Annotated in this window: 23 protein-coding genes, 2 tRNA genes and 1 pseudogene; 13 read left to right on the top strand and 13 right to left on the bottom strand. The window is 57.7% G+C overall.

The window, feature by feature from the left end:
• Window positions 1-204 precede the first annotated feature (204 nt).
• Window positions 205-855, top strand: coding sequence for a hypothetical protein (locus tag ACZ1GS_RS08240; protein WP_472697975.1), 651 nt, complete (start codon window positions 205-207; stop codon window positions 853-855).
• The gene (locus tag ACZ1GS_RS08235; RefSeq protein WP_472697974.1) at window positions 785-1,438 is read left to right on the top strand and encodes a GGDEF domain-containing protein; all 654 of its coding nucleotides are present in this window, start codon (window positions 785-787) and stop codon (window positions 1,436-1,438) included. The genes ACZ1GS_RS08240 and ACZ1GS_RS08235 overlap by 71 nt, the downstream gene beginning before the upstream one ends.
• 139 nt (window positions 1,439-1,577) lie before the next feature.
• Here the strand turns inward: ACZ1GS_RS08235 and ACZ1GS_RS08230 are convergent.
• From ACZ1GS_RS08230 to ACZ1GS_RS08210, 5 genes are all read right to left on the bottom strand, one after another.
• Window positions 1,578-1,654, bottom strand: a tRNA-Pro gene (locus ACZ1GS_RS08230).
• Window positions 1,655-1,810: 156 nt separating this feature from the next.
• Window positions 1,811-1,887 (bottom strand) — tRNA-Ile (locus ACZ1GS_RS08225).
• A gap of 130 nt (window positions 1,888-2,017) precedes the next feature.
• Window positions 2,018-3,034: a polysaccharide deacetylase family protein gene (locus ACZ1GS_RS08220; RefSeq protein WP_472697973.1), complete on the bottom strand. Its 1,017-nt coding sequence runs from the start codon at window positions 3,032-3,034 to the stop codon at window positions 2,018-2,020.
• Between the two features lie 38 nt (window positions 3,035-3,072).
• Window positions 3,073-3,363 carry a hypothetical protein gene (locus ACZ1GS_RS08215; protein ID WP_472697972.1) on the bottom strand — a complete coding sequence of 97 codons (291 nt, stop codon included), beginning with the start codon at window positions 3,361-3,363 and terminating at the stop codon, window positions 3,073-3,075.
• 10 nt (window positions 3,364-3,373) lie between these two features.
• Window positions 3,374-4,735: a sensor histidine kinase gene (locus ACZ1GS_RS08210; protein WP_472697971.1), complete on the bottom strand. Its 1,362-nt coding sequence runs from the start codon at window positions 4,733-4,735 to the stop codon at window positions 3,374-3,376.
• Between the two features lie 179 nt (window positions 4,736-4,914).
• Here ACZ1GS_RS08210 and ACZ1GS_RS08205 point away from each other — a divergent pair, with 179 nt between their 5' ends.
• A complete protein-coding gene (locus ACZ1GS_RS08205) occupies window positions 4,915-5,391 on the top strand; it encodes an Lrp/AsnC family transcriptional regulator (RefSeq protein WP_472697970.1) in 477 nt (158 codons plus the stop codon).
• A gap of 88 nt (window positions 5,392-5,479) precedes the next feature.
• On the opposite strand, the gene ACZ1GS_RS08200 is transcribed toward ACZ1GS_RS08205, so the two are convergent.
• Window positions 5,480-6,772, bottom strand: a complete 1,293-nt coding sequence (locus tag ACZ1GS_RS08200; protein WP_472697969.1) for a hypothetical protein — start codon at window positions 6,770-6,772, stop codon at window positions 5,480-5,482.
• Between the two features lie 193 nt (window positions 6,773-6,965).
• Here ACZ1GS_RS08200 and yaaA point away from each other — a divergent pair, with 193 nt between their 5' ends.
• From yaaA to ACZ1GS_RS08170, 6 genes are all read left to right on the top strand, one after another.
• On the top strand, window positions 6,966-7,139 hold the full coding sequence (gene yaaA / locus ACZ1GS_RS08195) for a peroxide stress protein YaaA (RefSeq protein ID WP_472697968.1): 174 nt from the start codon (window positions 6,966-6,968) through the stop codon (window positions 7,137-7,139).
• The gene (locus ACZ1GS_RS08190; RefSeq protein ID WP_472698100.1) at window positions 7,126-7,725 is read left to right on the top strand and encodes a YaaA family protein; all 600 of its coding nucleotides are present in this window, start codon (window positions 7,126-7,128) and stop codon (window positions 7,723-7,725) included. The genes yaaA and ACZ1GS_RS08190 overlap by 14 nt, the downstream gene beginning before the upstream one ends.
• The gene (locus ACZ1GS_RS08185; RefSeq protein WP_472697967.1) at window positions 7,722-7,961 is read left to right on the top strand and encodes a hypothetical protein; all 240 of its coding nucleotides are present in this window, start codon (window positions 7,722-7,724) and stop codon (window positions 7,959-7,961) included. Before ACZ1GS_RS08190 ends, ACZ1GS_RS08185 begins: the two co-directional genes overlap by 4 nt.
• Before the next feature lie 22 nt (window positions 7,962-7,983).
• A complete protein-coding gene (locus ACZ1GS_RS08180; protein ID WP_472697966.1) occupies window positions 7,984-8,427 on the top strand; it encodes an SDR family oxidoreductase in 444 nt (147 codons plus the stop codon).
• Between the two features lie 105 nt (window positions 8,428-8,532).
• Complete coding sequence (gene gyrA, locus ACZ1GS_RS08175; protein WP_472697965.1) at window positions 8,533-11,295, top strand: DNA gyrase subunit A; 2,763 nt, start codon at window positions 8,533-8,535, stop codon at window positions 11,293-11,295.
• A 40-nt stretch (window positions 11,296-11,335) separates the two neighbouring features.
• Window positions 11,336-12,187 (top strand): TauD/TfdA dioxygenase family protein, encoded by an 852-nt coding sequence (locus ACZ1GS_RS08170; RefSeq protein WP_472697964.1) that lies wholly within the window; start codon window positions 11,336-11,338, stop codon window positions 12,185-12,187.
• Window positions 12,188-12,191: 4 nt separating this feature from the next.
• Here the strand turns inward: ACZ1GS_RS08170 and ACZ1GS_RS08165 are convergent, their stop codons facing one another.
• Window positions 12,192-12,857 (bottom strand): lysoplasmalogenase, encoded by a 666-nt coding sequence (locus ACZ1GS_RS08165; RefSeq protein ID WP_472697963.1) that lies wholly within the window; start codon window positions 12,855-12,857, stop codon window positions 12,192-12,194.
• 94 nt (window positions 12,858-12,951) lie between these two features.
• Here ACZ1GS_RS08165 and trmFO point away from each other — a divergent pair.
• Window positions 12,952-14,302: pseudogene (gene trmFO, locus ACZ1GS_RS08160) on the top strand (methylenetetrahydrofolate--tRNA-(uracil(54)-C(5))-methyltransferase (FADH(2)-oxidizing) TrmFO).
• A 12-nt stretch (window positions 14,303-14,314) separates the two neighbouring features.
• On the opposite strand, the gene ACZ1GS_RS08155 reads toward trmFO, so the two are convergent.
• On the bottom strand, window positions 14,315-14,794 hold the full coding sequence (locus ACZ1GS_RS08155; RefSeq protein ID WP_472697962.1) for an EF-hand domain-containing protein: 480 nt from the start codon (window positions 14,792-14,794) through the stop codon (window positions 14,315-14,317).
• A gap of 60 nt (window positions 14,795-14,854) precedes the next feature.
• Entirely contained in the window at window positions 14,855-15,496 is a 642-nt protein-coding gene (locus tag ACZ1GS_RS08150; protein ID WP_472697961.1) for a squalene/phytoene synthase family protein, read from the bottom strand.
• A gap of 187 nt (window positions 15,497-15,683) precedes the next feature.
• On the opposite strand from ACZ1GS_RS08150, the gene ACZ1GS_RS08145 reads away from it, so the two are divergent.
• Genes ACZ1GS_RS08145 through ACZ1GS_RS08135 form a run of 3 tightly spaced genes read left to right on the top strand, consistent with a single transcriptional unit; the run spans window position 15,684 to window position 19,046 of the window.
• Window positions 15,684-17,768: a TadE/TadG family type IV pilus assembly protein gene (locus ACZ1GS_RS08145; RefSeq protein WP_472697960.1), complete on the top strand. Its 2,085-nt coding sequence runs from the start codon at window positions 15,684-15,686 to the stop codon at window positions 17,766-17,768.
• Entirely contained in the window at window positions 17,768-18,562 is a 795-nt protein-coding gene (locus ACZ1GS_RS08140; protein ID WP_472697959.1) for a TadE/TadG family type IV pilus assembly protein, read from the top strand. Before ACZ1GS_RS08145 ends, ACZ1GS_RS08140 begins: the two co-directional genes overlap by 1 nt.
• Window positions 18,495-19,046, top strand: coding sequence for a pilus assembly protein (locus ACZ1GS_RS08135; protein ID WP_472697958.1), 552 nt, complete (start codon window positions 18,495-18,497; stop codon window positions 19,044-19,046). The genes ACZ1GS_RS08140 and ACZ1GS_RS08135 overlap by 68 nt, the downstream gene beginning before the upstream one ends.
• 22 nt (window positions 19,047-19,068) lie before the next feature.
• Here ACZ1GS_RS08135 and ACZ1GS_RS08130 read toward each other — a convergent pair whose 3' ends face one another.
• From ACZ1GS_RS08130 to eno, 4 genes are all read right to left on the bottom strand, one after another.
• Window positions 19,069-20,460 carry a pyruvate dehydrogenase complex E1 component subunit beta gene (locus tag ACZ1GS_RS08130; protein ID WP_472697957.1) on the bottom strand — a complete coding sequence of 464 codons (1,392 nt, stop codon included), beginning with the start codon at window positions 20,458-20,460 and terminating at the stop codon, window positions 19,069-19,071.
• Window positions 20,460-21,455 (bottom strand): pyruvate dehydrogenase (acetyl-transferring) E1 component subunit alpha, encoded by a 996-nt coding sequence (pdhA, locus tag ACZ1GS_RS08125; RefSeq protein WP_472698099.1) that lies wholly within the window; start codon window positions 21,453-21,455, stop codon window positions 20,460-20,462. Before pdhA ends, ACZ1GS_RS08130 begins: the two co-directional genes overlap by 1 nt.
• Before the next feature lie 235 nt (window positions 21,456-21,690).
• Window positions 21,691-22,002, bottom strand: coding sequence for an FtsB family cell division protein (locus ACZ1GS_RS08120; protein WP_472697956.1), 312 nt, complete (start codon window positions 22,000-22,002; stop codon window positions 21,691-21,693).
• Between the two features lie 87 nt (window positions 22,003-22,089).
• Window positions 22,090-23,364: a phosphopyruvate hydratase gene (eno, locus tag ACZ1GS_RS08115; protein ID WP_472697955.1), complete on the bottom strand. Its 1,275-nt coding sequence runs from the start codon at window positions 23,362-23,364 to the stop codon at window positions 22,090-22,092.
• Window positions 23,365-23,437 lie beyond the last annotated feature (73 nt).

The following is a 23,437-nucleotide window of genomic DNA, read 5'->3' as shown; positions in this document are numbered from 1 at the left end:
GAACTCTCGTCCTGCGACGAGTGGTGTCTATTGCAACGGTGGTTTTTGGGCCTGTAGCGGGCATTGGCCCGACCCACAAGATATCCAGAAAACGGACGATGGCAGAGCGTTTTTTTCGCGATTCAGAGCGCACCGAGAGGCGATTCCTTAAGACCCTCTTAATCATATTGACCTAACCCGCTGGTTGGGGAGCGGTAAGACTACATGCAGACGCAGATTCTTGGACTGGTAACACCGCTTATGGCGCTGTTTTTTGCAGCAACCTTCGTGATGCTGTGGCGGGCCGGACTGATGAAGCGCCATGTGCTCGGCTTTGGCATTGCCTATGCCCTGTCTGCCGTGGGATTTCTGATTACCCATTTCCTGCCCGCCGACGCCTTTTATCTCTTTCATACCACACAGGTTTTCTACACGCTCGGCACAACCGTGCTGATAGCATCGGTCTGCGAACGCGCTGGGCAACGGCTTCATCTGGGCAGCTTTGCAATCGTCTACGCGATCAGCGCGCTGGTTCTGGGATTGACGGTGAGCTTTTCCAATGATGTCGGACCGCGCCTGGTCATTGTGAATATCGGTTATGGGGTGATGTTCGCGATGGGGGCAACCATGCTCCTGACCGCGCGCCGCCGCTCGACGATCGATATTGCCATCATCGCCATCCTGGCCATCCAGGCCGCCGATTTCCTTGTCCGACCAACCCTGACCCTGATGTTCGAACGGTCCATCCCTGCAGAAGTATATCGGGATCTCGATCTATTATTCGCTGATCGGGCTGGTGCTCGGGGTGAAGGGCGTGACCACGGCGATGGTTCTGATCGGAGCGACCATCGCCGAATGGACCAAGGCGCTGCGTGAAGCGGGTGAGCGGGACAGTTTGACCGGGTTGCTCAACCGGGGGGCGTTTGAGCAATCCATGCAGGGCCTTCTCCCCCGTGCGCAGATGGAAAACCGTCCGCTCAGCCTAGTGGTGGCCGATATTGACCACTTCAAGCAGGTCAATGACATCTGGGGGCACCAGGCGGGCGATCAGGCGATTTCAGGCTTCGGCAAACTCATCACGAAAATGGTGCGCGATTGCGACATCGGGGCCCGGATCGGTGGAGAGGAATTTTGTATCGCGGTCTGGAATTGCCCAACTGAACCGGCGGAGCGACTGGCCGAGCGGATCAGGCATGCGTTCACCCGTCTCGAACATGCGGGTCTGAGCAACGATATCCGTCTGACCGCAAGTTTTGGCGTCGCCACCGCGCGCGAAGGTGAAACCTATCAGCAGTTATTCGCCCGGGCCGATGCCGCCCTGTATCAGGCCAAGTCGATCGGCCGCAACCGCGTCGAAAATGCCGAGGACCGGCGGATGAAGGAGGCTTCACCAAAGCCAGATCCGTCCCTGTCAGATCCCGCATTGATCGAACTCAAACGCGCGGCATCCGGGCGCTAAGCTACCAGTACAGCCTCGGACGAGCTTCAGTTGTCTCGCGATCAGCCGCTATGCATAGGATCAGGAATTAAAATTTTTTTGTTTACCAGCCCGGGCGCAACGGGCTGGTAACATGATGATCTGGACCATCTAGAAAAAATGGTCGGGGAGACAGGATTTGAACCTGCGACCCCCTGTACCCAAAACAGGTGCGCTACCAGGCTGCGCCACTCCCCGACGCGCGCTTCCCCTAAGCCGGGCTTTGGGGAAAAGCAACGGCTTTTTACGTGTTTTCTGGCGTGGCTGCAAATTCGGATTTATTTTTACGGTTGGTACGGTGTCCAGCGCAGTGATTGCGCGGCTTATGGCGAAGGATGCGCCTTGCAAGAAGGCTGGTGGGCCCGGAGGGACTCGAACCCCCGACCTAGCCGTTATGAGCGGCCAGCTCTAACCAACTGAGCTACAGGCCCCAGAATCCGGAATATTCCACTATTCCAGCCTTTCCGAGATCGCCCCCGATAGCGGAGTCGGTCGCGATTTGGCAAGCAGGATTTGGCCGGTGGCCCAGCCTGAGAAATGGTGCTGTGCCGGTGCCCCGGATCAGGCTGTGCCAAGACCGGTCGCACGCTCCAATTCCGGAACCGTCAGCGGGGTAACATTGCTGGCGATGAGATGCTCGATAATCTCGCGCCACCAGTCGTAAAACCGGTCGAGATCGTCGCTGGTGCGGACATAGGGCGTATGACCGGCGGACAGAGACGGCGAATGGAAGGAAAAAACCAACATCCGCAATTGGTCATCCAGCGCGACATCAATCGCCTCTTTGGCTTCGCGCGCCGAAATCCCCTCAGGAGTCAGCGGGATCCGTTCGAGCATCTTGGTGCGGGACAGGACGGCATTGCCCCAGCTGAAGCGATTGAAAATAGGCAGCAACAGCGCCCCCTGTTTGCGGAACATGCCCGAAAACACCGTGGTCAGCGGCATTTCGAGCAAATCCTGTTCCGCGGTGAGCCAGAATGGTTCGGAGCCGATATGATCGAAATCCGGTCCGCCTTCCGCGCTATAGTTGAATCGCGATCGCACACTGCTGTCGATGGTAAAGCCCAGCTCCCGCAATATCGCGATTGTATTCGGCCCAACCCCATAACGGCCCGCACGGTATATGGTTGGCTGCTGACCGGTTTTCGCGGCGATGGCATCGCGCAAGGCGATAATTTTCGCACGCTCCAGTTCTTTCGGAAGATTCCCGGCAAAACTGTTGAAACGACTCGTTTCTTCTTCAAAGGGCGGATTGACCCAGGGATGCAGATGTACGCCGATCGTCGCGCTGCCGTCGGCAACGACCGTCCTTAGAAATTCGGCGGCCTCGTCATTTTCCACGATCGAATAATCGACAAAATAGACCGGTTGAATGCCATATTTTTGAGCGAAGGTCTGGAACCGCTGCAATTTGCCGACCGACACGGTGGTGTGCCCCGTTCGTTCGAACGGACCGTCCCAGTCAAATTCCTCTTCGGTATCGATCGTGATCAGAAAACGGCGACCGAAGGCGCTGGGCAGAGACACAAGGCTCTGTTTGTCAATACGGCGTGCAGCTGGTTTGGTCTTCGCAAACATGATCGCCCCGCTTGTCCCAATGGTCGATGGGGTTCCGGCTATTCGTTTTCGGTTTCCCTTACGCCCAGTTCGCTAGTCGTGGCCGCTGGCAGGGTCAAGCCTATCTTGTCTTCGCCAATAGTCAGCCGGCCATTGGCGGATTTGGCCAGATTGCGGACCAGACGGAGCGAGAAGCCGAGGCCCAGCAAGGGCGCGTCATTGGCATCGCCATCGACGCCCTGAGACGGATCGAGCAAGGCCGCTTCCGAAATGCCCTTGATTCGGGCGGGTCGGGACAGGCTGAAATGATTGACCGGCTGCGCGCCAATCCGGGTGCGCAACTCAGCCACCAGATCTTCTTCATTCTCGCACGCAATGATCGTCGCCGACAACAATCGGGCAAAGATCTCGCTCGACCGTGTCGCTATCGAGCGCAAACAGGCGGACCGGTTCGGCTTTACTGATGCGCAGGCCCACCGCCTTGCTTTCCGTAAGGCTGTGCAGGCGCTGACTCAGCCGTTCGAGCAACCAATCCGGTTCGGTCACGCCCGACAGGCCTTCAATTTGGCCGGAATCAATCTTCGCCGCGATATCCAGATCCTCGAACCCGGCGAGCAGACGGCGCGCCTCGTCGGTGATATTGCGCGACAGCATGCGATATTCGGAGGAAACCGGACCGAATAGCTGTTGATCGATAATTTCGCTGAACCCGATAATCGCGTTGAGCGGCGTCCGCAGCTCGTGAATCAGCTGCTGCAATTGCTCGCGGCGCTCGACATCGAGCGTGTTATGGCCGGCATCTTCCGCTGCATTGGGACGCCGCATCACGCCGCGATAGCCACGGAAACGGCCGGTTTCTTCTCCGAAATAGGGAATCGCGGTCATCCGCCAGTCGCCCGCGACAATCGCAGCGCCGCAGAGCCGCATCCGCGCATTTTCCAGCGGCATCCGTTGGCGGAACGCGGCGGCCCCATAGGCATCCGGCCCCGGTCCATCATCAAAAGTCGGCTCGGCGATGGTGACCCCAACAATCGCACCCTTGGGCGGACCTTCCGCCCAGATCACGGTGCCGCTGTCATCGGTTTCGAAATTGATCGCGTTAACATTTTCCACGAAATAGGTCTGGCGATCGCCATCCTGCACGGTGCCTGGCACAGCGTCTGCCGTCCGGTTGCGCTGATAATCTTCGATTTTCGCCACCAGTGAACTGATTTGCGAACGCTCTTCATCGGCGTCACTGGCTTCAGGGCCATCCGGGACGACCGGATCGGGAACGGCGGCGATTGTCGGTGCAGGACGACCCTTTCCGTCCTGCTTGGCAAGCGCTTCCCGCGCCAGCGGCCCCAGATCAGAACGCAGTGCCAAAGCAGCCAAACCGGTTTCGGGCAATTGCGGGACAATATCGGGCCATTCTTCATCCGCCAGATCGGCAGAAACGACCGCGGCTTCGCAGACCCGATCGGAATCCGCGCATAGATAGACCAGCAACGGGGCCGATCGCAGCCGCCCTTCCAGCGTCTTTACCGCATCCAGACGATCGGCTTCCTCAACGCGATCGTGCAGGTCCCGTAGGCGCGTGAGCCCGGACTGAACGTCATCATGCATCAGCTTGCTGGGTTTTTGCGCCATCAGATCCGCCACCTGACGCCACTGCAAGGCCGCCGCGATGCCATTTGGCAACGCCCCTTTTAAAACTGTGGTCAGGCGATCATCATAGCGCAAAAGGGAATTCCGGTCTGGTTCGTCATTGGTCGAATATTAGGAAAGTGATAACCACATTATGGATAGGCCGGAACCCCTGATAATGCCGCGTCACAATGTGGGACAATCGCTCAACCATTGCTTGGCGGACTAATTATATTATAAGGCAGTTATGATTCGCGAACGGAAATTGCATAAACATGCCTGATATAAATCTCGACGAAATTGATCTTCAAATTCTCGAACGCCTCCAGAATGAAGGCCGCATTACCAATGTCGAGCTGGCCCAAAGTGTCGGTCTGACCGCCCCGCCCTGCCTTCGGCGTATGCGGGCGCTGGAAGATAGCGGCATCATCACCGCCTATCATGCCGCAGTCGACCCGGCCAAAATGGGGTTCACGATCACCGTCTTCGCGATGGTCAGTCTGAAAAGTCAGGCGGAGTCGGATCTGCAGGCGTTCGAAGAGCATGTCGAACAGCTGCCGGAAGTACGCGAATGCTACATGCTCAATGGCGAAATCGACTTCATGCTGAAAGTGGTGGCGAAAGACCTGCAACAGTTCCAGAGCTTTCTGACCAGCAAGCTGACATCGGCCCCCAATGTCGCCAGTGTCAAAACCTCGCTGACGATACGTTCGGCCAAGAATCTCCCCGGAGTTCCGATCAGCGAAGGGTGATCCGCATCGGTCATATCCGCGCAAAAGCGCATAAAAAAGGGCGCCGCAGCGCCCTTTTTCAATGGTGTGGCCCATGGAGACCGCTGGCTTAGCTTGCTGCTGGAGCAGGCGCTGGTGCCGGTGCTGCGGTCTGCTGATCAATCCACAGCGCCCAGAAGTCGGCAATTGTCTTGCGGCTGCCATTGACCCCGGCAAATGCCTGTTTCGCGCCAGCCCAATCGCTCATGCCGGCTTTCGCAATACCCAGCCCGACTTGCGCCCGGCCCATGTCGACACTGCCTTTGTCAATCGCGGTCTGATACAGCGCGGCCGCCTTGGCATAATCGGCATATCCCAGCATCGCATCAGCGGTTGCCAGCGCAATTTTACCATTGGCAGACCGGCCCGCATCGCGCTCGGAAGCCGGCAGGCTGGCTTTATCCGCACTCACCGCGCCACGTGCGGCAGCGAGGGTTTCTTTCACGTAGGAACTGGTCGATTTGACATCGCCCTTGGCCAGACCTTCTTCCAGCAAGGAGACGACTTCACCGGGCAGACGCCGGGGGTCGGCTGCGTCGGCATATTCGAAATAATCCCGCTCGCTTTCCATGGCATCAGCCTTGCGCATCAGGCGCATCAGCTCGAGATTTTCCTGGTTTGACAGTTTCGGCGTTGCCGAATCCCGATAGACCGAAAGCGCCGCGCGCCAGTTTTCACCGGACGGATAGGCTTCGACCAGCTTGTAGGTCCATGCACCCGGTGCGCCCGGAACCTTGCTGCTCATCGCAACGCCCGCGCCCCGACGATACCAGTCTTCCGGAGCCAGACCACCCGCGCTTTTCTGATCTTCCAGCGCCTTGTCGAGCGCCGCCAGGCCCTGCTGGAACTTGTTTTCCTTGAAATAGGCTTCGGCGATCAGGGCACCGATATTATTCTGGCGGTAGCCGGCGGCATAAGCTTGCTCCAAACGCTGCTGCGCTTCGGCATAGCGGCCGCCACCATAGGCGAAGTTGCCGGAAAAGAAGAGGAAGGAAGGCTGTTGATCAGCGGCCGTCTTGCCGCTGTCGAGTGCGGCGTTGATGCCTTTTTCCTGATAGGACGTATCCTTGATCTTGGATCCCAGCTGAATCGCCAGCTGACCGGCTACAAATTTGTCATCGGGACCGAGCTGTTCGGCGAGCAAGGCGTCCACCAGCGGTTTTGCAGCCGCCGGATCTTCACTGGCCAGTGCGGTTTGAATCGCAGCCACTTTTGGTCTGATTTCCTTGCTGATCTTGATCTCAGAGCCTTTGTCTTTCTTTTTCTTCTTTTGCGCATGGGCTTCCTGCGGCAGCGCCGTAACAGCAACTGTGCAGACCGCAGCCAATGCGACAGCCATAGAAAAATGAGATAGAAAACGCATAAATTCCTCCAGATTAAGAACTTTGTGTCGAACCATGTCGGTAGACCCGAATAAGGTTGCACCATAAACAGTCTTGGCTTTATTACCAAACTTCATAAGCTTTTATAGGGTAAATCCGCTGAATAGCTGTTGAACGGCGCCGGCAGATCCTCCCCGAAATTCTCACCTATATGTATAAGGATGTAAATTCACCGTGATTGCTGTTATTTCCCCCGCCAAATCGCTGGATTTCGAAACCGACCTGCCCAAGCTGAACCGGTCCGAGAATCGTTTCCCGGATGATACAAAAAGACTTGCCGGGGCGATTGGCAACCTGACCAAGAAAAAACTCAAGGCGATCATGCCGGTTTCCGATCTCGCTGATTGATCTGAACTATGGCCGTTATGGCCAGTTTTTCGAACAGCCGGAGCGCGAAGCCATTTTTGCCTATAGCGGCGATGTCTATACCGGCTTCGAGGCACACAGTCTGAGCGATGCCGGGTTGCGCTTTGCGCAATCCCATCTCCGGATATTGTCAGGCCTTTATGGCTTGTTGCGCCCGCTTGACCCGATCCGGCCCCATCGCCTGGAAATGGGAACCAAATGGGCCCCGCGCTACAAGAAGCTTACCGATTTCTGGCAAGACAAGATCGCAACCGCGCTGGCCAGCGATCTCGACAGCGTCGGGCAACGGGTTGTCGTCAATCTGGCGAGCAATGAATATTGGGCGGCGGTGAAGCCGTATGTCGGCAAGCTGGAGGCGCGGATCATCACGGTGGATTTCCGCAAGCACGGCCCGGATGGCCCCAAGTTCATCAGCTTCGAGGCCAAACGCGCGCGGGGCATGATGGCCCGCTATATTTGCGAAAATCACTTGCAGGACGGCGAGTCCTTGAAAGCATTTGACAGCGATGGCTATCGCTTTGACGCCGACCGCAGCGACGAAGATACGTTCTGCTTCATCCGCACATGACCAAGACGGCAGCGCTGGTCATCGGAGCGTCGGGCGGTATCGGCAAAGCCGTAGCCACCCTCCTGGAAGAGGAAGGCGCCTACGCCCCGGTCATCGGGCTCTCGCGCCACGCGGACAGTCCGGTTGCGATTGATATTGCATCCGAAGATCTCGATCATCAGGGCAGCGGAATGGCTGAAAAGTCAGGATCTGAAACCGGGCCTGATCTTTGTCGCCACTGGATTGCTGCACGATGAGGAGCGCGGCCCGGAAAAAACCATGCGCGATCTCGATTCCGACTGGTTGCTCGAAAACTATCAGATCAATGCGGTGGGCCCGGCCCTAGTCGCCAAACATTTTCTCCCGCTGATGCCGCGCGACGGAATAACGCGATTCGCCGCCTTATCGGCGCGAGTCGGGAGTGTTTCGGACAATCGGCTGGGCGGCTGGTACGGCTATCGCGCAGCCAAGGCGGCGCTCAACATGCTGGTCCGCAATCTCGCGATCGAATGGGGCCGCAAGAACAAGCGCGCCATCATCGTGGCGCTGCATCCAGGCACAGTCAACACGGCTCTGAGCAGCCCGTTCCAGGCCAATGTTCCCGCCGGGAAGCTGTTTGATCCGGAACGGGCGGCGGGCCAGTTGCTGGACGTTCTCGACGAACTCAAACCCGGGGACAGCGGCAAGATTTTCGCCTGGGACGGAGAAGAAATCCAACCGTGATTCTGTTGGGCGCTTTTTAACAGATTCCGGTCCTGAAATGCTGGCTATTGCGGGCCATCTGGCCTAGAAGAATCGCTGTCATAAAATCTTCAAAAAGGCCCGTTTGTGAACGAACAAACCACAGCACCCGATCCTTCCGATATTGAACCGATTGATATCGTTGACGAGATGAAATCCAGCTACATGGATTATGCCATGTCGGTTATCGTCAGCCGCGCGTTGCCCGATGTCCGGGATGGCCTGAAACCGGTCCACAGACGGATTTTATTCTCGTCCCAGGAAGGCGGCTTTGTTGCCGGACGCCCGTATCGCAAATGCGCCAAGATTGTCGGCGATGTGATGGGCAATTATCACCCCCATGGGGACAGCGCCATTTACATGGCTCTGGCCCGGATGACCCAGGACTGGTCGATGCGGGTGCCGCTGATCGACGGGCAAGGCAATTTCGGATCAATGGATCCCGATATGCCGGCGTCGATGCGCTATACCGAAGCGCGGCTCAACAAGGTCGCGAACAGCCTGCTCAACGATCTCGACAAGGATACCGTCGATTTCATCGACAATTATGATGGCAGCCGCAAGGAGCCTTCGGTCCTGCCAGCGCGTTTCCCGAATCTATTGGTCAATGGTGCGGGCGGCATCGCCGTTGGCATGGCGACCAATATTCCGCCGCATAATCTCGGCGAAGTGATCGACGGCTGTCTTGCCTATATGGACAATTCGGCAATCACCGTCGACGAGCTGATCGATATCATCCCGGGACCGGACTTCCCGACCGCGCCGCTCATTCTCGGACAATCCGGGGCCCGGGCGGCCTATAAGGAAGGGCGCGGATCGATCATGATGCGGGCGCGTCACGAAATCGAGGAGGGGCGTGGCGACAAGCGGTCGATCGTGTTGACATCGATTCCGTTTCAGATCGGCAAATCCGGACTGGTCGAGAAAATTGCCGAAGCGGCGAAGGACAAGCGGATCGAAGGCGTTTCCGATATCCGGGACGAATCGAGCCGCGCCGGCGTTCGCGTCGTGATCGACCTCAAACGGGATGCGACAGCCGATGTCGTGCTCAACCAGATTTGGCGCTTCACCCCTGCCCAGTCGAGTTTTCCGGCCAATATGCTCGCCATTCGCGGCGGGCGCCCGGAAGTGCTCAACCTGCGCGATATTATCGAATCCTTCGTCAAGTTCCGCGAAGACGTCATTACCCGCCGGACCAAATTCGAACTCAACAAGGCGCGGGAACGCGCGCACATTTTGCTTGGCCTGGTTGTCGCGGTTACCAATATGGACGAAGTCGTCCGCATCATTCGCGGATCGGCAACCCCCCAGGAAGCCCGCGAATCCCTGCTGGCGCGGGAATGGCCGATTGCCGAGATTGCCGGCTATATCAAGCTTGTCGAAGCGACCGAAACCGATATTGAGGGCGATATCTACAAGCTCTCGGCGGTGCAGGTCAAAGCCATTTTGGACCTCCGCCTGCAAAAGCTCACGGCGCTTGGCAGAGAAGAAATTGGCGACGAACTCAAGGAACTTGCGGCCGCTATTGAAGAATATCTCGCAATATTGGCGGATCGCGTGAAGCTCTATGCGGTGATGCGCGAAGAGCTCGTTCATGTCCGCGACGAATTTGCGACCCCGCGGGTCAGCGAGATTACCGCAGCCTGGGATGGTCTGGAAGACGAAGACCTTATGGAACGGTCGGAAATGGTCGTTACCGTGACCCATGGCGGCTATATCAAGCGGACCCCGCTCGACACGTTCCGCGCCCAGCGACGCGGCGGCAAAGGCCGGGCCGGCATGGCGACCAAGGATGAGGACGCGATCACCGAATTGTTCGTCACATCGACCCATACACCGGTGCTGTTTTTCTCCACCCATGGCCAGGTCTATCGGCTGAAAGTCTGGAAACTGCCCGAAGGCGGTCCGCAGACCAAGGGGCGGCCGATGGTCAACCTGTTGCCACTGGCCGAAGGAGAAGCCATTTCAACCGTCCTGCCCTTGCCGGAAGACGAGGCGGAATGGGCCAATCTGCACGTCATGTTTGCCACCGCGAAGGGCAGCGTCCGCCGCAACAGCATGGACAGCTTCACCAATGTGCCGTCCAACGGCAAATTCGCGATGAAATTCGAGGAAGGCAGCGAAGACCGGTTGATCGGCGTCGAATTGCTGACCGATGATGACGACGTGTTGCTGGCGACCAAGAATGGCAAAGCCATCCGCTTTGCCGGCGATGCGGTCCGGTCCTTCCAGAGCCGCACATCGACCGGTGTCCGCGGTATTGCGCTAAAAGGCGATGACGAGGTTATCTCGCTGTCGGTACTACGCGGGTTCGAAGCGACAACCGAGGAACGCGACCAATATCTCAAAGCGGCACCCTGGAAAGACAATGAAAACGCCTCCGAGCTCTCGGCCGAACGGCTGGCAGAGTTTGCCGAAACCGAGGATTTCATCCTGACAGTCTGCGCCAATGGTTATGGCAAGCGCTCGAGCGCCTTTGAATATCGGCAGTCGGGTCGCGGCGGCCAGGGCATACTCAATATCGACAATATCGAGCGCAATGGCACGGTTGTCGCCAGCTTTGAGGCGAAAAACGAGGAGCAGATCATGCTGGTCACCGACCAGGCCAAGCTGATCCGGATGAAAGTCGCCGATATGCGCGTGATTGGCCGCAACAGCTCGGGAGTCAAATTGTTCGATGTCGCCGATGGTGAAACCGTTGTCGGCGCGGCGAAAATTGATGAAGAGGAAGACCCGGAGAACGAAGCCGAAGAGCTGGTCGCCGAAGAGCTTGAGGGCAGCGCCCCGGCGGATTCCGAAGCCCCAGCGCAAAGCGGCGAACAACCGTCCGATACTGACGGCGAAGAATAGGCCAGCGCCAATCGCAGCCTGAGACAAAGGAAACAGCCCTATGCCGATCACGATTACTCTATCGGGACAGGCCTGTGGCGCAGCGGTGACCGGCGTCGATCTGTCCGAGCCCCTCGATGAAGACCAGGTTGCGGCTATTCGGGCCGCCTGGCTGGACCATCACGTCTTGTCCTTTCCCAACCAGGTGATGGATGACGATGATCTCGAGCGGTTTACCGGCTATTTTGGCGGTTTTGGGCACGACCCATTTTTTGACCCGATTGCGGGCCGCGAGCATATTGCCGCGATCAAGCGCACGGCGGACGAGACATCGCCGCTTTTCGCCGAGAACTGGCATAGTGACTGGAGTTTTCAGGAAAACCCGCCGGCGGGCACCTGCCTGCGGGCGGTGACCATTCCGCCGGTGGGCGGCGATACGCTGTTCGCCAATCAGCATATGGCGCTTGACGTCATGCCGTCAGCGTTGCGGGAAAAGCTCGAAGGCAAGATCGCCATTCACAGCGCCCAGCTCGCTTATGCGCCCGATGGCGCCTATGGTGAGAAGGATGCGGATCGCAGCATGGCCATCCGACCGGACGAATCCGCACGGGAGACCCAGCAGCATCCGATGATCCGGGAGCATCCGGAAACCGGCAGACCGGGGCTGTTCAGCTGCATGGGCTATATTATCGGCTTCGAAGGCATGGACCAGGCCGAGGCGCTACCGCTGCTGACGGAACTTTATGCCTGGCAAAGCCGCGACGCCTTTGTCTATCGCCACGTATGGGAAGCCGACATGCTGGTCATGTGGGACAACCGTTCGGTGCTCCATTGCGCCACGGGCGGTTATGAAGGCCATGACCGGCTGCTGCACCGGACAACCATTGCTGCCTATCAAGAGGGCAATCCCTAGGGGATCAGGGATTGGGGACCGATAGTTCCGCCCGCAAAGTACGGACGACACCGGTCGCGATCAGAAACTGGCCGACATAATAGAGCGGCCAGATGGTCAGATCGGGAATCGGTGAATTTTCCAGAAATCCCATCTGCGCGAAGATGATCAGATCGGATATCAGGAATAACAGCGCGCCGATGCCGACCCGATAGCGCGGAAAACTGCTGGTCCAGGCCGCAGCAACCATCAACCCGAGAAACAGGCTGTAAACCGCGAGGCCAAGGGCTTCGCTGCGATCAAAGGGCAGCGACCAGGCAATAAACACGGTGATTGGCACCAACAGCAGCGCAAACAGCTTCTGACTGAACGCCGTTTGCGGTCGGCGATGCCGCAAATAGAGGGTGATTGCGATACAATGGCCAATCAGAAAAGCCGCCGCGCCGAGAATCAGATCAATCTCGATCGCCATATCCCCAATCGCCCCGAAGGCCATGACCGCGGCGATCAGCTTGCCTTCGAAATTATGCGATCGCCGGAGCGCATAGACCGCCAGAAAACCAACCGCAGCGCCCTTCCAGTAAATCAGGAACATGCCCGGAATATTGCCGTCCTTGACGAAAAAATAGCTGATCCCGAACAGCAGGCTGAGCACGAGATAGGGACGGGATTCGATTATGGCACGTTTCAAGGCGGTTTCCTGATCTGAATGAAATGGCCGTCTAACATGCACCGGACCGCTCTGCCAGATTGACTTTTCGGTCGCTGCACAACACAGAGGCGCCATGACAGATATTCACATCATCGGCGGCGGTTTGGCCGGATCAGAAGCAGCATGGCAACTTGCAGAGGCCGGGATCACGGTCCGGCTTTCGGAAATGCGGGGGCTGGCGACATGACGCCGGCCCATCAAACCGACGGCTTGGCCGAACTGGTCTGTTCGAACAGTTTCCGGTCCGACGATGCCGAGCGCAATGCGGTGGGATTGCTGCATGCCGAAATGCGCGATCTTGGATCGATCATCATGCGCGAAGGCGACAAGGCCCGCTTGCCGGCAGGGTCGGCGCTGGCTGTCGACCGTGATATTTTCTCCGATAATGTCAGCAAGGCTCTGGAAGAGCATCCCAATATCACGGTGGTCCGGGAGCGGATCGACCAGTTGCCCGAATCCGGTCTGACCATTGTCGCCACCGGTCCCCTCACCGCCATGACGCTGGCCGAAAGCATCGGCGCGGCCACCGGGGAAGACTCACTGGCCTTTTTCGACGCCATCGCACCGATCGTGCACAAGGACAGCGTCAATATGGACATTGCCTGGATGCAGTCGCGCTGGGACAAGGTCGGCCCCGAGGGCGACGGCAAGGACTATATCAACTGCCCGATGGACCGCGCGCAATATGAAGCCTTCATTCAGGGCCTGCTCGACGGCGAAAAGACCGACTTCAAGCAATGGGAAAAGGACACACCCTATTTTGAAGGCTGCATGCCGATCGAAGTCATGGCGTCACGCGGTCCGGAAACCCTGCGTTTCGGACCGATGAAGCCGGTCGGACTGACCAATGCACATACCGGCGAGTCCGCTTATGCCGTGGTCCAGCTGCGCCAGGACAATGCGCTCGGTACCCTGTGGAACATGGTCGGCTTTCAGACCAAGCTGAAATATGGCGCGCAAGCGGATCTGCTGCGCACCATTCCGGGCCTTGAAAAAGCGGAATTCGCCCGGATGGGGGGCTCCACCGGAACACTTTTATCAACGCGCCGAAACTGCTCGATGCCGAAATGCGGCTGAAAAAAGCGCCGCATATTCGCTTTGCCGGCCAGATTACCGGCTGCGAAGGCTATGTCGAAAGCGCCGCCGTCGGTCTGATGGTTGGCCGCATGGCGGCGGCAGAAATTCGCGGCATCGCCCTGCCCTATCCGCCACAAACCAGCGCGATGGGGGCCCTGCTGTCCCATATTACCGGCGGGGCCGATGCCCGCGATTATCAGCCAATGAACGTCAATTTTGGTTTATTCCCGCCGCTGGCAGAACGGGTGAAAAAGAAATTCCGCAAGGAAGCCTATACCGCCCGGGCACGCGCCGACTTTTCCGCCTGGCAGCAGCAACTGCCGGCGGAGACGATCCAGGCCGCCTGAGCCCGTCACGGTTCAGCATTTGCAGCGGCGCGCCGATCGCGGGGTCCGCGTCGTGCGAAACTCACTTCTCGTCAGCCTGCCATCGCCATCACTATCGGCGCCATGAAAACGGTCGCTGGTCGCCGCCGCCCATTCCTCGAAACTCAACAGATTATTGCCATCCTTGTCGAGCTTCTTGAACGCTTTGGTGCGGCTGCTCATCATCTCAAGCCGTGAAATCGATTCATTGCGGTTGCGGTCATAGCGATTGAATCGCCGTTCTTCGCGCGATGCCCGATAAGCCTGCGGCGGTTCCGGCGGGGCAAAGCCAATCGGCACCGCATCATCTCGCGCCTCCGGCAACGCCGTTTCGGTCGCTGTCGGATCCGGCTGCGCGGGCGGCGGCGGTGCGTCCGGGATCCATCGATCCTGCCCATTGGCGCCGATCCAGAAAAAGAATCCGGCGGTGATCATCAACATCATGCCCGCCGCTCCGGCCAGAAATTTCTTCATACCGCTTGTCCTCGCCATCCCTGCGGTGGGGCCAGGCGGACTTAGCTCATTCGATGCCGGTCAAAAGCCCGTCATGCCGTGCAGGATTATCCGCCCCGCAACAACAGGGCGATAGAAATCAGCCGTCAACGTCGCTTTTTTGACATCATGAAGCATCAATTTACAGAGAATAGACAGCGGGCGTCCGGATCTGTCAAACAGCCGCTTGTCCGGATCTGCGGCCAGATCCCGGGCTTTGGCAAAGGCTGCCTCGCGCATCGCCGGGTCGGAGCAATGCCTTGCAAAATCCCATAAGGCCCAGGCGCGGGCGTAGCGGCGCTGGCGATCCGACAGTGTCGCGCCCGGGCCCAGCGCGAAGGCGAAAAGCCCCTCTCCGCGCCGCTCGGCATATTGATCAAACTGTCGGTCATCCCACGGAAAGTCGTCGAGCATATATTCCCAGCCATCAATCAGACGCACCAATTGATCGGTATCCGTTTTCTCCGGATCAAGCGCCTGCAAGGCAGCGACGAGCGGCTCCCCACCGGTCTGCATATCGGGTTTCTTGGTTAAAATGTCGCGCCACCATGTTAACCGCATCTGTCCAATCAACATTTCAGACGTTGAGCGGATGATGTCGGCGAATCGCAGATCCAGTGCAAAAACAGCGGCATAACGATCGCGATCAGCGCTCTTGGCATAGGCCAGAATCAGGCGTCGCATGGGATCCAGGTCGTTGAGCACGGCATTCATGCGAAACGCGTTGCCGGTTTTCTGCGCGAAATCAAGGTAAACGTGGCTTTAACCATCTGTGTTGGTCTGCCGCTTACCCTTTTCCCCGTAAATGACACCCTGAATTGCATTCTAACTGCGCGTTTGGCGCATCACTAATTTCAGGGGCCTGGGGCACATGATTGAACAGAACGACAAAAAATTGCAGAAATCCTTTTTGCAACGACTCCGTTCCGATATCACGGGTAACACCTTCGCGATGGCGGCAGCAGCGTTGTTCCCGATTGCGGGTCTCATCGGCGGCGGCGTCGATATCGGCCGGGCCTATATGGCCAAGGCGCGTTTGCAACAGGCTTGCGATGCCGGCGCTCTCGCCGGGCGACGCAACATGACCCAGGACACGATGACAGCAGCCGATCGTGCCGAAGCGGTGAAATTCTTCCAGTTCAATTTTCCGGAAGGATCGTTTGAATCGACCGACTTTGATGAAACGATCCGCGATGCGGACGGCAACATCATATCCGCAAACACCGTCAGTTTTGTCGACGGTTCGGATCCGCGCGTGGTGGTCGGCCGCGCCCAGACGACGATCAAGACAACCCTGATGAAAATCTTTGGCTATCAGAACCTCATCATCAAGGCGAGCTGCTCAAGCCGGCTCGACGTCGGCAATGTCGACGTGATGATGGTGCTCGATGTCACCGGTTCGATGGGCAGCACCGTCAGCGACGGCGGCACCCGCCTGGACGCGCTGAAGGATGCTGTCGAAACCTTTTATGGGATTCTCGGCCCTGGCGGCGGCGCTTCTGGCGAACAGATCCGCTATGGCTTTGTGCCTTATTCCAGCACCGTGAATGTTGGCGAGCTCTTGTTTGACGCCAATCCGGCCTGGATTGCCGGCGGCACCGACGGGGACCTGTGGACCTATCAGACCCGGCGCGCCACCTGGCAGATTCCTAATCCGGACTATGTTCCGACGGAAGATGATTATGATCCGCGCACCGATCCCGATGCCGTACCAAACAGCACAACATACGATACCGATGAAGAGTTTCTCGGCTTTTTGGATGGCTTTGAGTGCCGCTACCAATTTGGTGTCAATCAGAACGTCCCTGGATATTGGAACGCAAATCCGAGTGGCAATCCAGTCGTCACCCTCGATACGAGCGGTGAAGAGTCCAAAATTATAACCACCACCTACAGCTATCACAGTTGGAATGGCTCGACAGCCAATCCGCCAGATACTGCGGTTGGTAGTGCCTTCTGGTTCGACTGTGAACGAAAACTCGACATCAAAATCGAGAGCTACACAAAGCCAGGCAGCGTTGGCGAACCGGAATTTCTGACGGTTAATGAGTGGCAACCAGGTGCATTCAACTTCAGCGGCTGGGAATATGGTCAGTTTACGCATGATGTGTTCGACTATGTCCAGTCGATCAAATCCGGCAATCCGGCGGCCCAAAACCCGACTACCAATGCCGTGGACCTCGAACGCTGGAACGGCTGTATCGAGGAACGCACGACCGTTTCGTCGATCACAACATCGACCACCACCATTCCTTCCGGAGCCCTCGATCTGCAGATTGACGTTCTGCCGACCGACGCCGCTTCGCGTTGGGGCCCATTCTGGCGGGATGTGATGTATGAACGGACGGACTCGGCCAACGGAAACGCCGTATCGCTCGGCGGTGACGCGGCTGCCTGTCCGCCCGCTTCGCGCCGGTTGAGCACCTATGCCGATTACGGCCGTAATGAGGATGGGACCGCAACCGCCGGATCGCTGGCCGAATATATTGACGGTTTCACCGACCAGGGCTTCACCAACCATGCGATTGGCATGATCTGGGGCGCGCGTCTCTTGTCTGCCGAGGGCCTGTTTGCCGCCGACAACTCGGTATCTGCCAATGGCTTCTCGATCGGACGGCATATCGTCTTCATGACCGACGGTAATATGGATATCCGGAAGTGGAACTATGACGCTTATGGCCTGGCGGATCTCGATAGCCGCGTGGCCCCGAATACGGAGGATGAAAACGAACTGGAAGACCGTCAGGAGCATCGCTTCAAGCTGATGTGTACGGCTTCCAAGGCCAAAGGCTGGACGATCTGGGTTGTCCAGTTGGGCGCCACTTCGGTGAGCTCGACAATGGAAGCCTGCGCGAGCAGCCCTGACCATGCCTCAACCGCAACCGACAACGCCTCCCTGGTCGACGCCTTTGGCGATATCGCCCAGAAAATCGGCGGACTGAGATTGGATGACTGATGCGTAAGATACAGAACATACGACACCTCAAGCGGGACCAGGAGGGCGCAACCCTCATGGAATTTGGCTTGATCGTTGGTCCCTTGTTGATGCTGTTGCTCGGGATCATGGATGTTGGCTATCAAGGCTATCTTGATACCATCGCCAAGTCGCGCATGCATCTCGTCGCGCGCCAGTCTTCGGTTGGTGGCATGACCCCGGATGCGATTGAGCTTGCGGTCAAGGACGGCCTTGATCCGCTGCTCCTCGACAGCGCAACCGTGACCGTCGAGGTCAACAGCTATTATGACTTTACCAATATCGGCAAGCCCGAAAAAATCACCAACGACGCCAATAGCGACGGCAATATCGACAGCGGTGATTGCTATCTCGACGGCAATAATAACGGTGTTTTCGATACCGATTATGGTGTCAGCGGCACCGGTGGTCCCGACGATATTGTGAGCTATGAAGTCACCATCGAATCCCGCGGGTCTTTCCGCTGGCCACCTTGTTTGGCGGCCGGGATACGATCAGCAGTTACAACGCAACGGCCGTGCGCAACCAGCCTTATGGTAGCCGGGTCGAAGACGTGGAGGTTTGCGAACCGTGAAGATTATCGAAAATCGCTCAAAGCCCTCGCAAATGCTAACGAAGCTGCGAACCTTGCAGGAAGACACCAGTGGTCTTGCCTTGATCGAATTCGCATTCGCTGCACCGATCTTGCTGACCATCGGTTTGACCGGCATGGAAACCGCCAATCTCGCGGTCGCCCATATGCAGGTCAGTCAGATCGCCATGCTCGCAGCGGATAACGCGTCGCGTGTCCGGACGTCGATTGACGAAGCGGATATTCGCGAGATTTTCACTGGCGTCAGCCTGACCGGTGAGAGCATCAACTTTTCCGACAATGCCCGGGTGATCCTGTCCAATGTCGAACATAACGGCTTGACCGGAACCGACGAAGGCCAATGGATCCGCTGGCAGCGATGCTATGGAATGAACGATACACATCCGTCCACCTATGGCGCAGAGGATGACGGCCGCACCGATGGCAGCCTGAGCGCCGGCATGGGGCCTCCGGGCAAAAGAATTGCCGCCACCACCGGCACGGCGATCAATTTTGTCGAAGTGGTTTACGACTATAAACCGCTGATTTCCGACCGGTTCTTCGGCAATATCACGATCCGCTATGAAAGCGCGTTTGTGGCCCGTGAACGCGACCTGCATGCGCTGAACAATGCCAGCAATATTTCATCGAGCAATTTGTGGACCTGTGATCGCTACGCCAAGATTTGATATTGGCGGTCGCTAGTCCGGTTCAACGGTAGCAGACTTTTTTCACCGCCGAGATAATCCGGTCGCTGTCGATTAACGCCGCCTTTTCCAGATTAGCGGCATAAGGCAGCGGCACATCTTCATTGGTGACTCGCAAAACCGGCGCATCGAGATTGTCGAAGCCCTGTTCCATGCACAGCGTTGTGATTTCGCTCGCAATCGAACAGGTCGGCCAGCCCTCTTCCGCGATCACCAGACGATTGGTTTTTGCCAGACTAGTGAGCACGGTTTCGGTATCGAGCGGCCGCAACGAGCGCAGATCGATAACCTCGGCATCAATGCCTTCACCCGCCAGTGCATCGGCCGCCTCCAGGGCCAGCCCGACACCGATCGAATAGCTGACAATCGTGACATCCGCGCCTTCGCGCATAATCCGGGCCTTGCCGATCGGCAGGACATAGTCATCAAGATCGGGAATCTCGAAGGACCGCCCGTAGAGCAGCTCGTTTTCAAGAAAGACCACCGGATCCGGACAGCGAATAGCGGCCTTGAGCAGGCCCTTGCTGTCGGCGGCATCATAAGGAGAGAGCACGATCAGGCCAGGTACACTGGCATACCAGGGAGCATAATTCTGGCTGTGCTGCGCGCCGACCCGCGATGCGGCGCCGTTAGGGCCGCGAAACACGATCGGACAGCGCATCTGGCCGCCTGACATATAATTGGTCTTGGCGGTGGAGTTGATAATATGATCGATCGCCTGCATCGCGAAATTGAAGGTCATGAACTCGACAACCGGCTTCAGGCCGCCCATCGCGGCACCAGCACCGATACCGGCAAAGCCATGCTCGGTAATCGGCGTATCAATCACCCGCCGGTCTCCAAATTCATCGAGCAGGCCCTGTGTGACCTTATAAGCACCCTGATATTCGGCCACTTCTTCGCCCATGACGAAGACCCGATCATCGCTGCGCATTTCCTCGGCCATGGCATCGCGCAAGGCTTCGCGGACCGTGATCGTTTTCATGTCCGTGCCTTCCGGAACAGCTGGATCATCGGCCCGCGAGATCGGCGCGGGTGGCGCTTCTTCCATGATTTCAGGTTGCGATTGCGATTCCGCGAGTTCTGCTGGCTCGGTTTTTGCTGCGGGGGCGGGTTCTGATTTGGCCGATGCGCTCGATTCAGCCTCATCGTCATCTTCGCCGGTCATTTCGGCGATCACCGCGCCCACGGCCACGCCATCGGTGCCTTCGGCAATCAATATTTTCGAAATCACCCCTTCGTCGACGGCTTCAAATTCCATCGTCGCCTTGTCGGTTTCAATTTCGGCCAGGATATCACCAGAGCTGATCTCGTCGCCTTCCTTGACCAGCCATTTCGCCAGAGTGCCTTCTTCCATCGTCGGAGACAATGCCGGCATTTTCAGTTCGATCGCCATCAATATTGCTCCACCAGCACGTCAGTATAGAGTTCGGAAAGCTCCGGTTCCGGCGATTCCTCGGCAAAGTCGGCCGCTTCCACGACGGTCTTGCGCACCGACTTGTCGAGCGCCTTCAACTCTTCTTCCGCAATGCCCTGCTTGATCAGCATCGCTTTCAACCGTTCGATCGGATCGGACTTTTCGCGCACATCCTGTACTTCGTCACGACTGCGATATTTGGCCGGATCGGACATCGAATGGCCGCGATAGCGATAGGTTTTGAGTTCCATCAGCACCGGCCCCTTGCCCGCGCGAACATATTTGAGCGCTTCCTCGACCGCGCCGCGCACCGCGAGCACATCCATGCCGTCCACTTGCACGCCCGGAATCCGGAAGCTCTCGCCACGCCGGTAGAGCTGGTCTTCCGAGGATGACCGGTTGACGCTGGTGCCCATTGCATATTGGTTATTTTCAATCACGAAAATCACCGGCAGCTTCCACAGCTCGGCCATATTGAAACTTTCATAGACCTGCCCCTGATTGGAGGCACCATCGCCGAAATAGGCGAGACACACGCCGCCATCATCCTTATATTTATGCCCGAATGCGAGGCCGGTGCCGAGCGACACCTGCGCGCCGACAATCCCGTGCCCACCATAGAAACCATGGTCGACCGAGAACATGTGCATCGACCCGCCCTTGCCTTTTGAAATCCCGGTTGCGCGACCGGTCAGTTCGGCCATCACAATATTCGGGTCAATGCCGCAGGCCAGCATATGGCCGTGATCCCGATAGCCGGTAATCACGCTGTCCTTGCCGGGCTCAATCGCTGACTGCAGACCGGTGACCACCGCTTCCTGGCCAATATAGAGATGACAGAAGCCGCCAATCAGGCCGAGACCGTAGAGTTGCCCCGCCTTTTCCTCGAACCGCCGGATGAGCAGCATCTGCTCGTAAAAGGCCATTAGTTCCTTTTTGCTGGCCTTGTATATCGGTGTCTTCAGACTTGCGATCCGCGATCCGCCGGATCGGGCAGTCGAGGAAGATGCTTTGGCCGGCGCCTTTTTGGCGGCGGTCTTCTTGCTGGCCGGGGGTGATTTTCGCGCTTTTGCCGCGGATGGCCGGGGTGCTTTTGCCACGCTGGGATATTCCTCTCTTCTGGATCCGCTACACCTTAGACAAATCGCAACGATTTCCCAAGCGTTTAGGCACGAAAAACTATCCTATTCATCGGACCGCCAAAGGCCGCTATTTCAGGGGAACGATTATCTCGTCCGGATGCACAAAATTGCCCTTTTTGCGCAGCAATTCGCCGACAAGATCGGGGTCGGCACCGTTGGGATCGAGCAACGCGACCCGGTTTTTCAACGCGTCGCGCTGTTTCTCCAGCGCGGCCAGTTCGAGACTGCGTTGCTCCAGCGTGTTGCTATATTCGCCCCAGGCCAGAATCCCGGTTGGCCCAAGGATCGCATAGCCGGCAATGGCGAGCAGGGTCAGCAGCGCAAAGCCGGGGCCGAGCGCCGCTTTGATCAAACCACCGATTTTTTCCTTTTGAGCCATGAACACCTTGAATCAGATTATGAAATCGCTGGCAAGAGCGTTAACACTTTTGTCGAGATAGGCCGTCAGACCGCCGCAACTCTGCCCTCAGGAAAAGATAGAATGCCCGGCATAGCCTGCCACATTGTCCAGCTCTTCCTCGATCCGGATCAGCTGGTTATATTTGGCCAGACGATCGGATCGCGCGAGGCTACCGGTTTTGATCTGACCGCAATTGGTCGCGACCGCGAGATCGGCAATTGTCGCGTCTTCGGTTTCGCCCGAACGATGCGACATGACGGCAGTATAGGATGCATTATGCGCCATGCGTACCGCTTCCAGCGTTTCCGACAGGGTGCCAATCTGGTTGACCTTGACCAGCAGCGAATTGGCCAGGCCATCGGCAATGCCCTGAGACAGGCGCACGGGATTGGTGACAAACAGATCATCGCCAACCAGCTGCACGCGATCGCCGACTGCATCGGTCAGCAGTTTCCAGCCTTCAAAATCATCTTCCGCCATGCCGTCTTCGACCGACTTGATCGGATAGTCCTTGCACAGCTCGGCGAGATAGTCGGCCATTTCTGCCGGCGACAGAATTTTGCCTTCGCCGGATATGTGATATTGGCCATCCTTGAAAAATTCGGTCGCTGCACAGTCCAGCGCGAGAACGACATCTTCGCCGGTCTTGAACCCGGCCTTGTCGATCGATGCCATGACAAAATCCAGCGCATCGCGGGTCGAGCCAAGATTGGGCGCAAACCCGCCCTCGTCGCCCACCGCTGTCGCCAGCCCCTTTTCGGACAGGCCGGCTTTCAGGGTATGGAATATCTCCGCGCCCCAGCGCACCGCTTCGGCAATGCTGCCAGCGCCCACTGGCATCACCATGAACTCCTGAAAATCAATCGGGTTGTCGGCATGCTCTCCGCCATTGATGATATTCATCATCGGCACCGGGAGAATGCGAGCCGACACCCCGCCGACATAACGATAGAGCGGCAATCCGCGCGCATCCGCAGCGGCCTTGGCGGCGGCCAGGCTGACACCCAGTATCGCATTGGCGCCAAGCCGGCCCTTATTCTCGGTGCCATCCAGCGCAATCATCGCCGCATCCAGTTCTTCCTGGTCTTCGGCATCAATGCCGAGCAACGCTTCGGCAATTTCGCCGTTCACCGCATCGATCGCCTTCAACACACCCTTGCCGAGATATTTGCTCTTGTCACCATCGCGCAGCTCGACCGCTTCATAGGCGCCGGTGGAGGCGCCCGATGGCACGGCTGCGCGGCCGAAACTGCCATCCTCCAGCAATATATCCACCTCGACAGTTGGATTGCCGCGACTGTCCAGTATCTGGCGGGCGTGAATATCCAATATGGCGGTCATGGCGGGTGAACTCCTGTAGCAGCAAGTTGAGGTTAGCAATCGGAAGATTTTCCGCCTTGGCCCTTATCCTGCT

The sequence above is a fragment of the Parasphingorhabdus sp. W113 genome (assembly GCF_055693205.1).
Note: the sequence above shows the minus strand (reverse complement) of the source record. Positions and strands in the feature narration are given on the sequence as shown.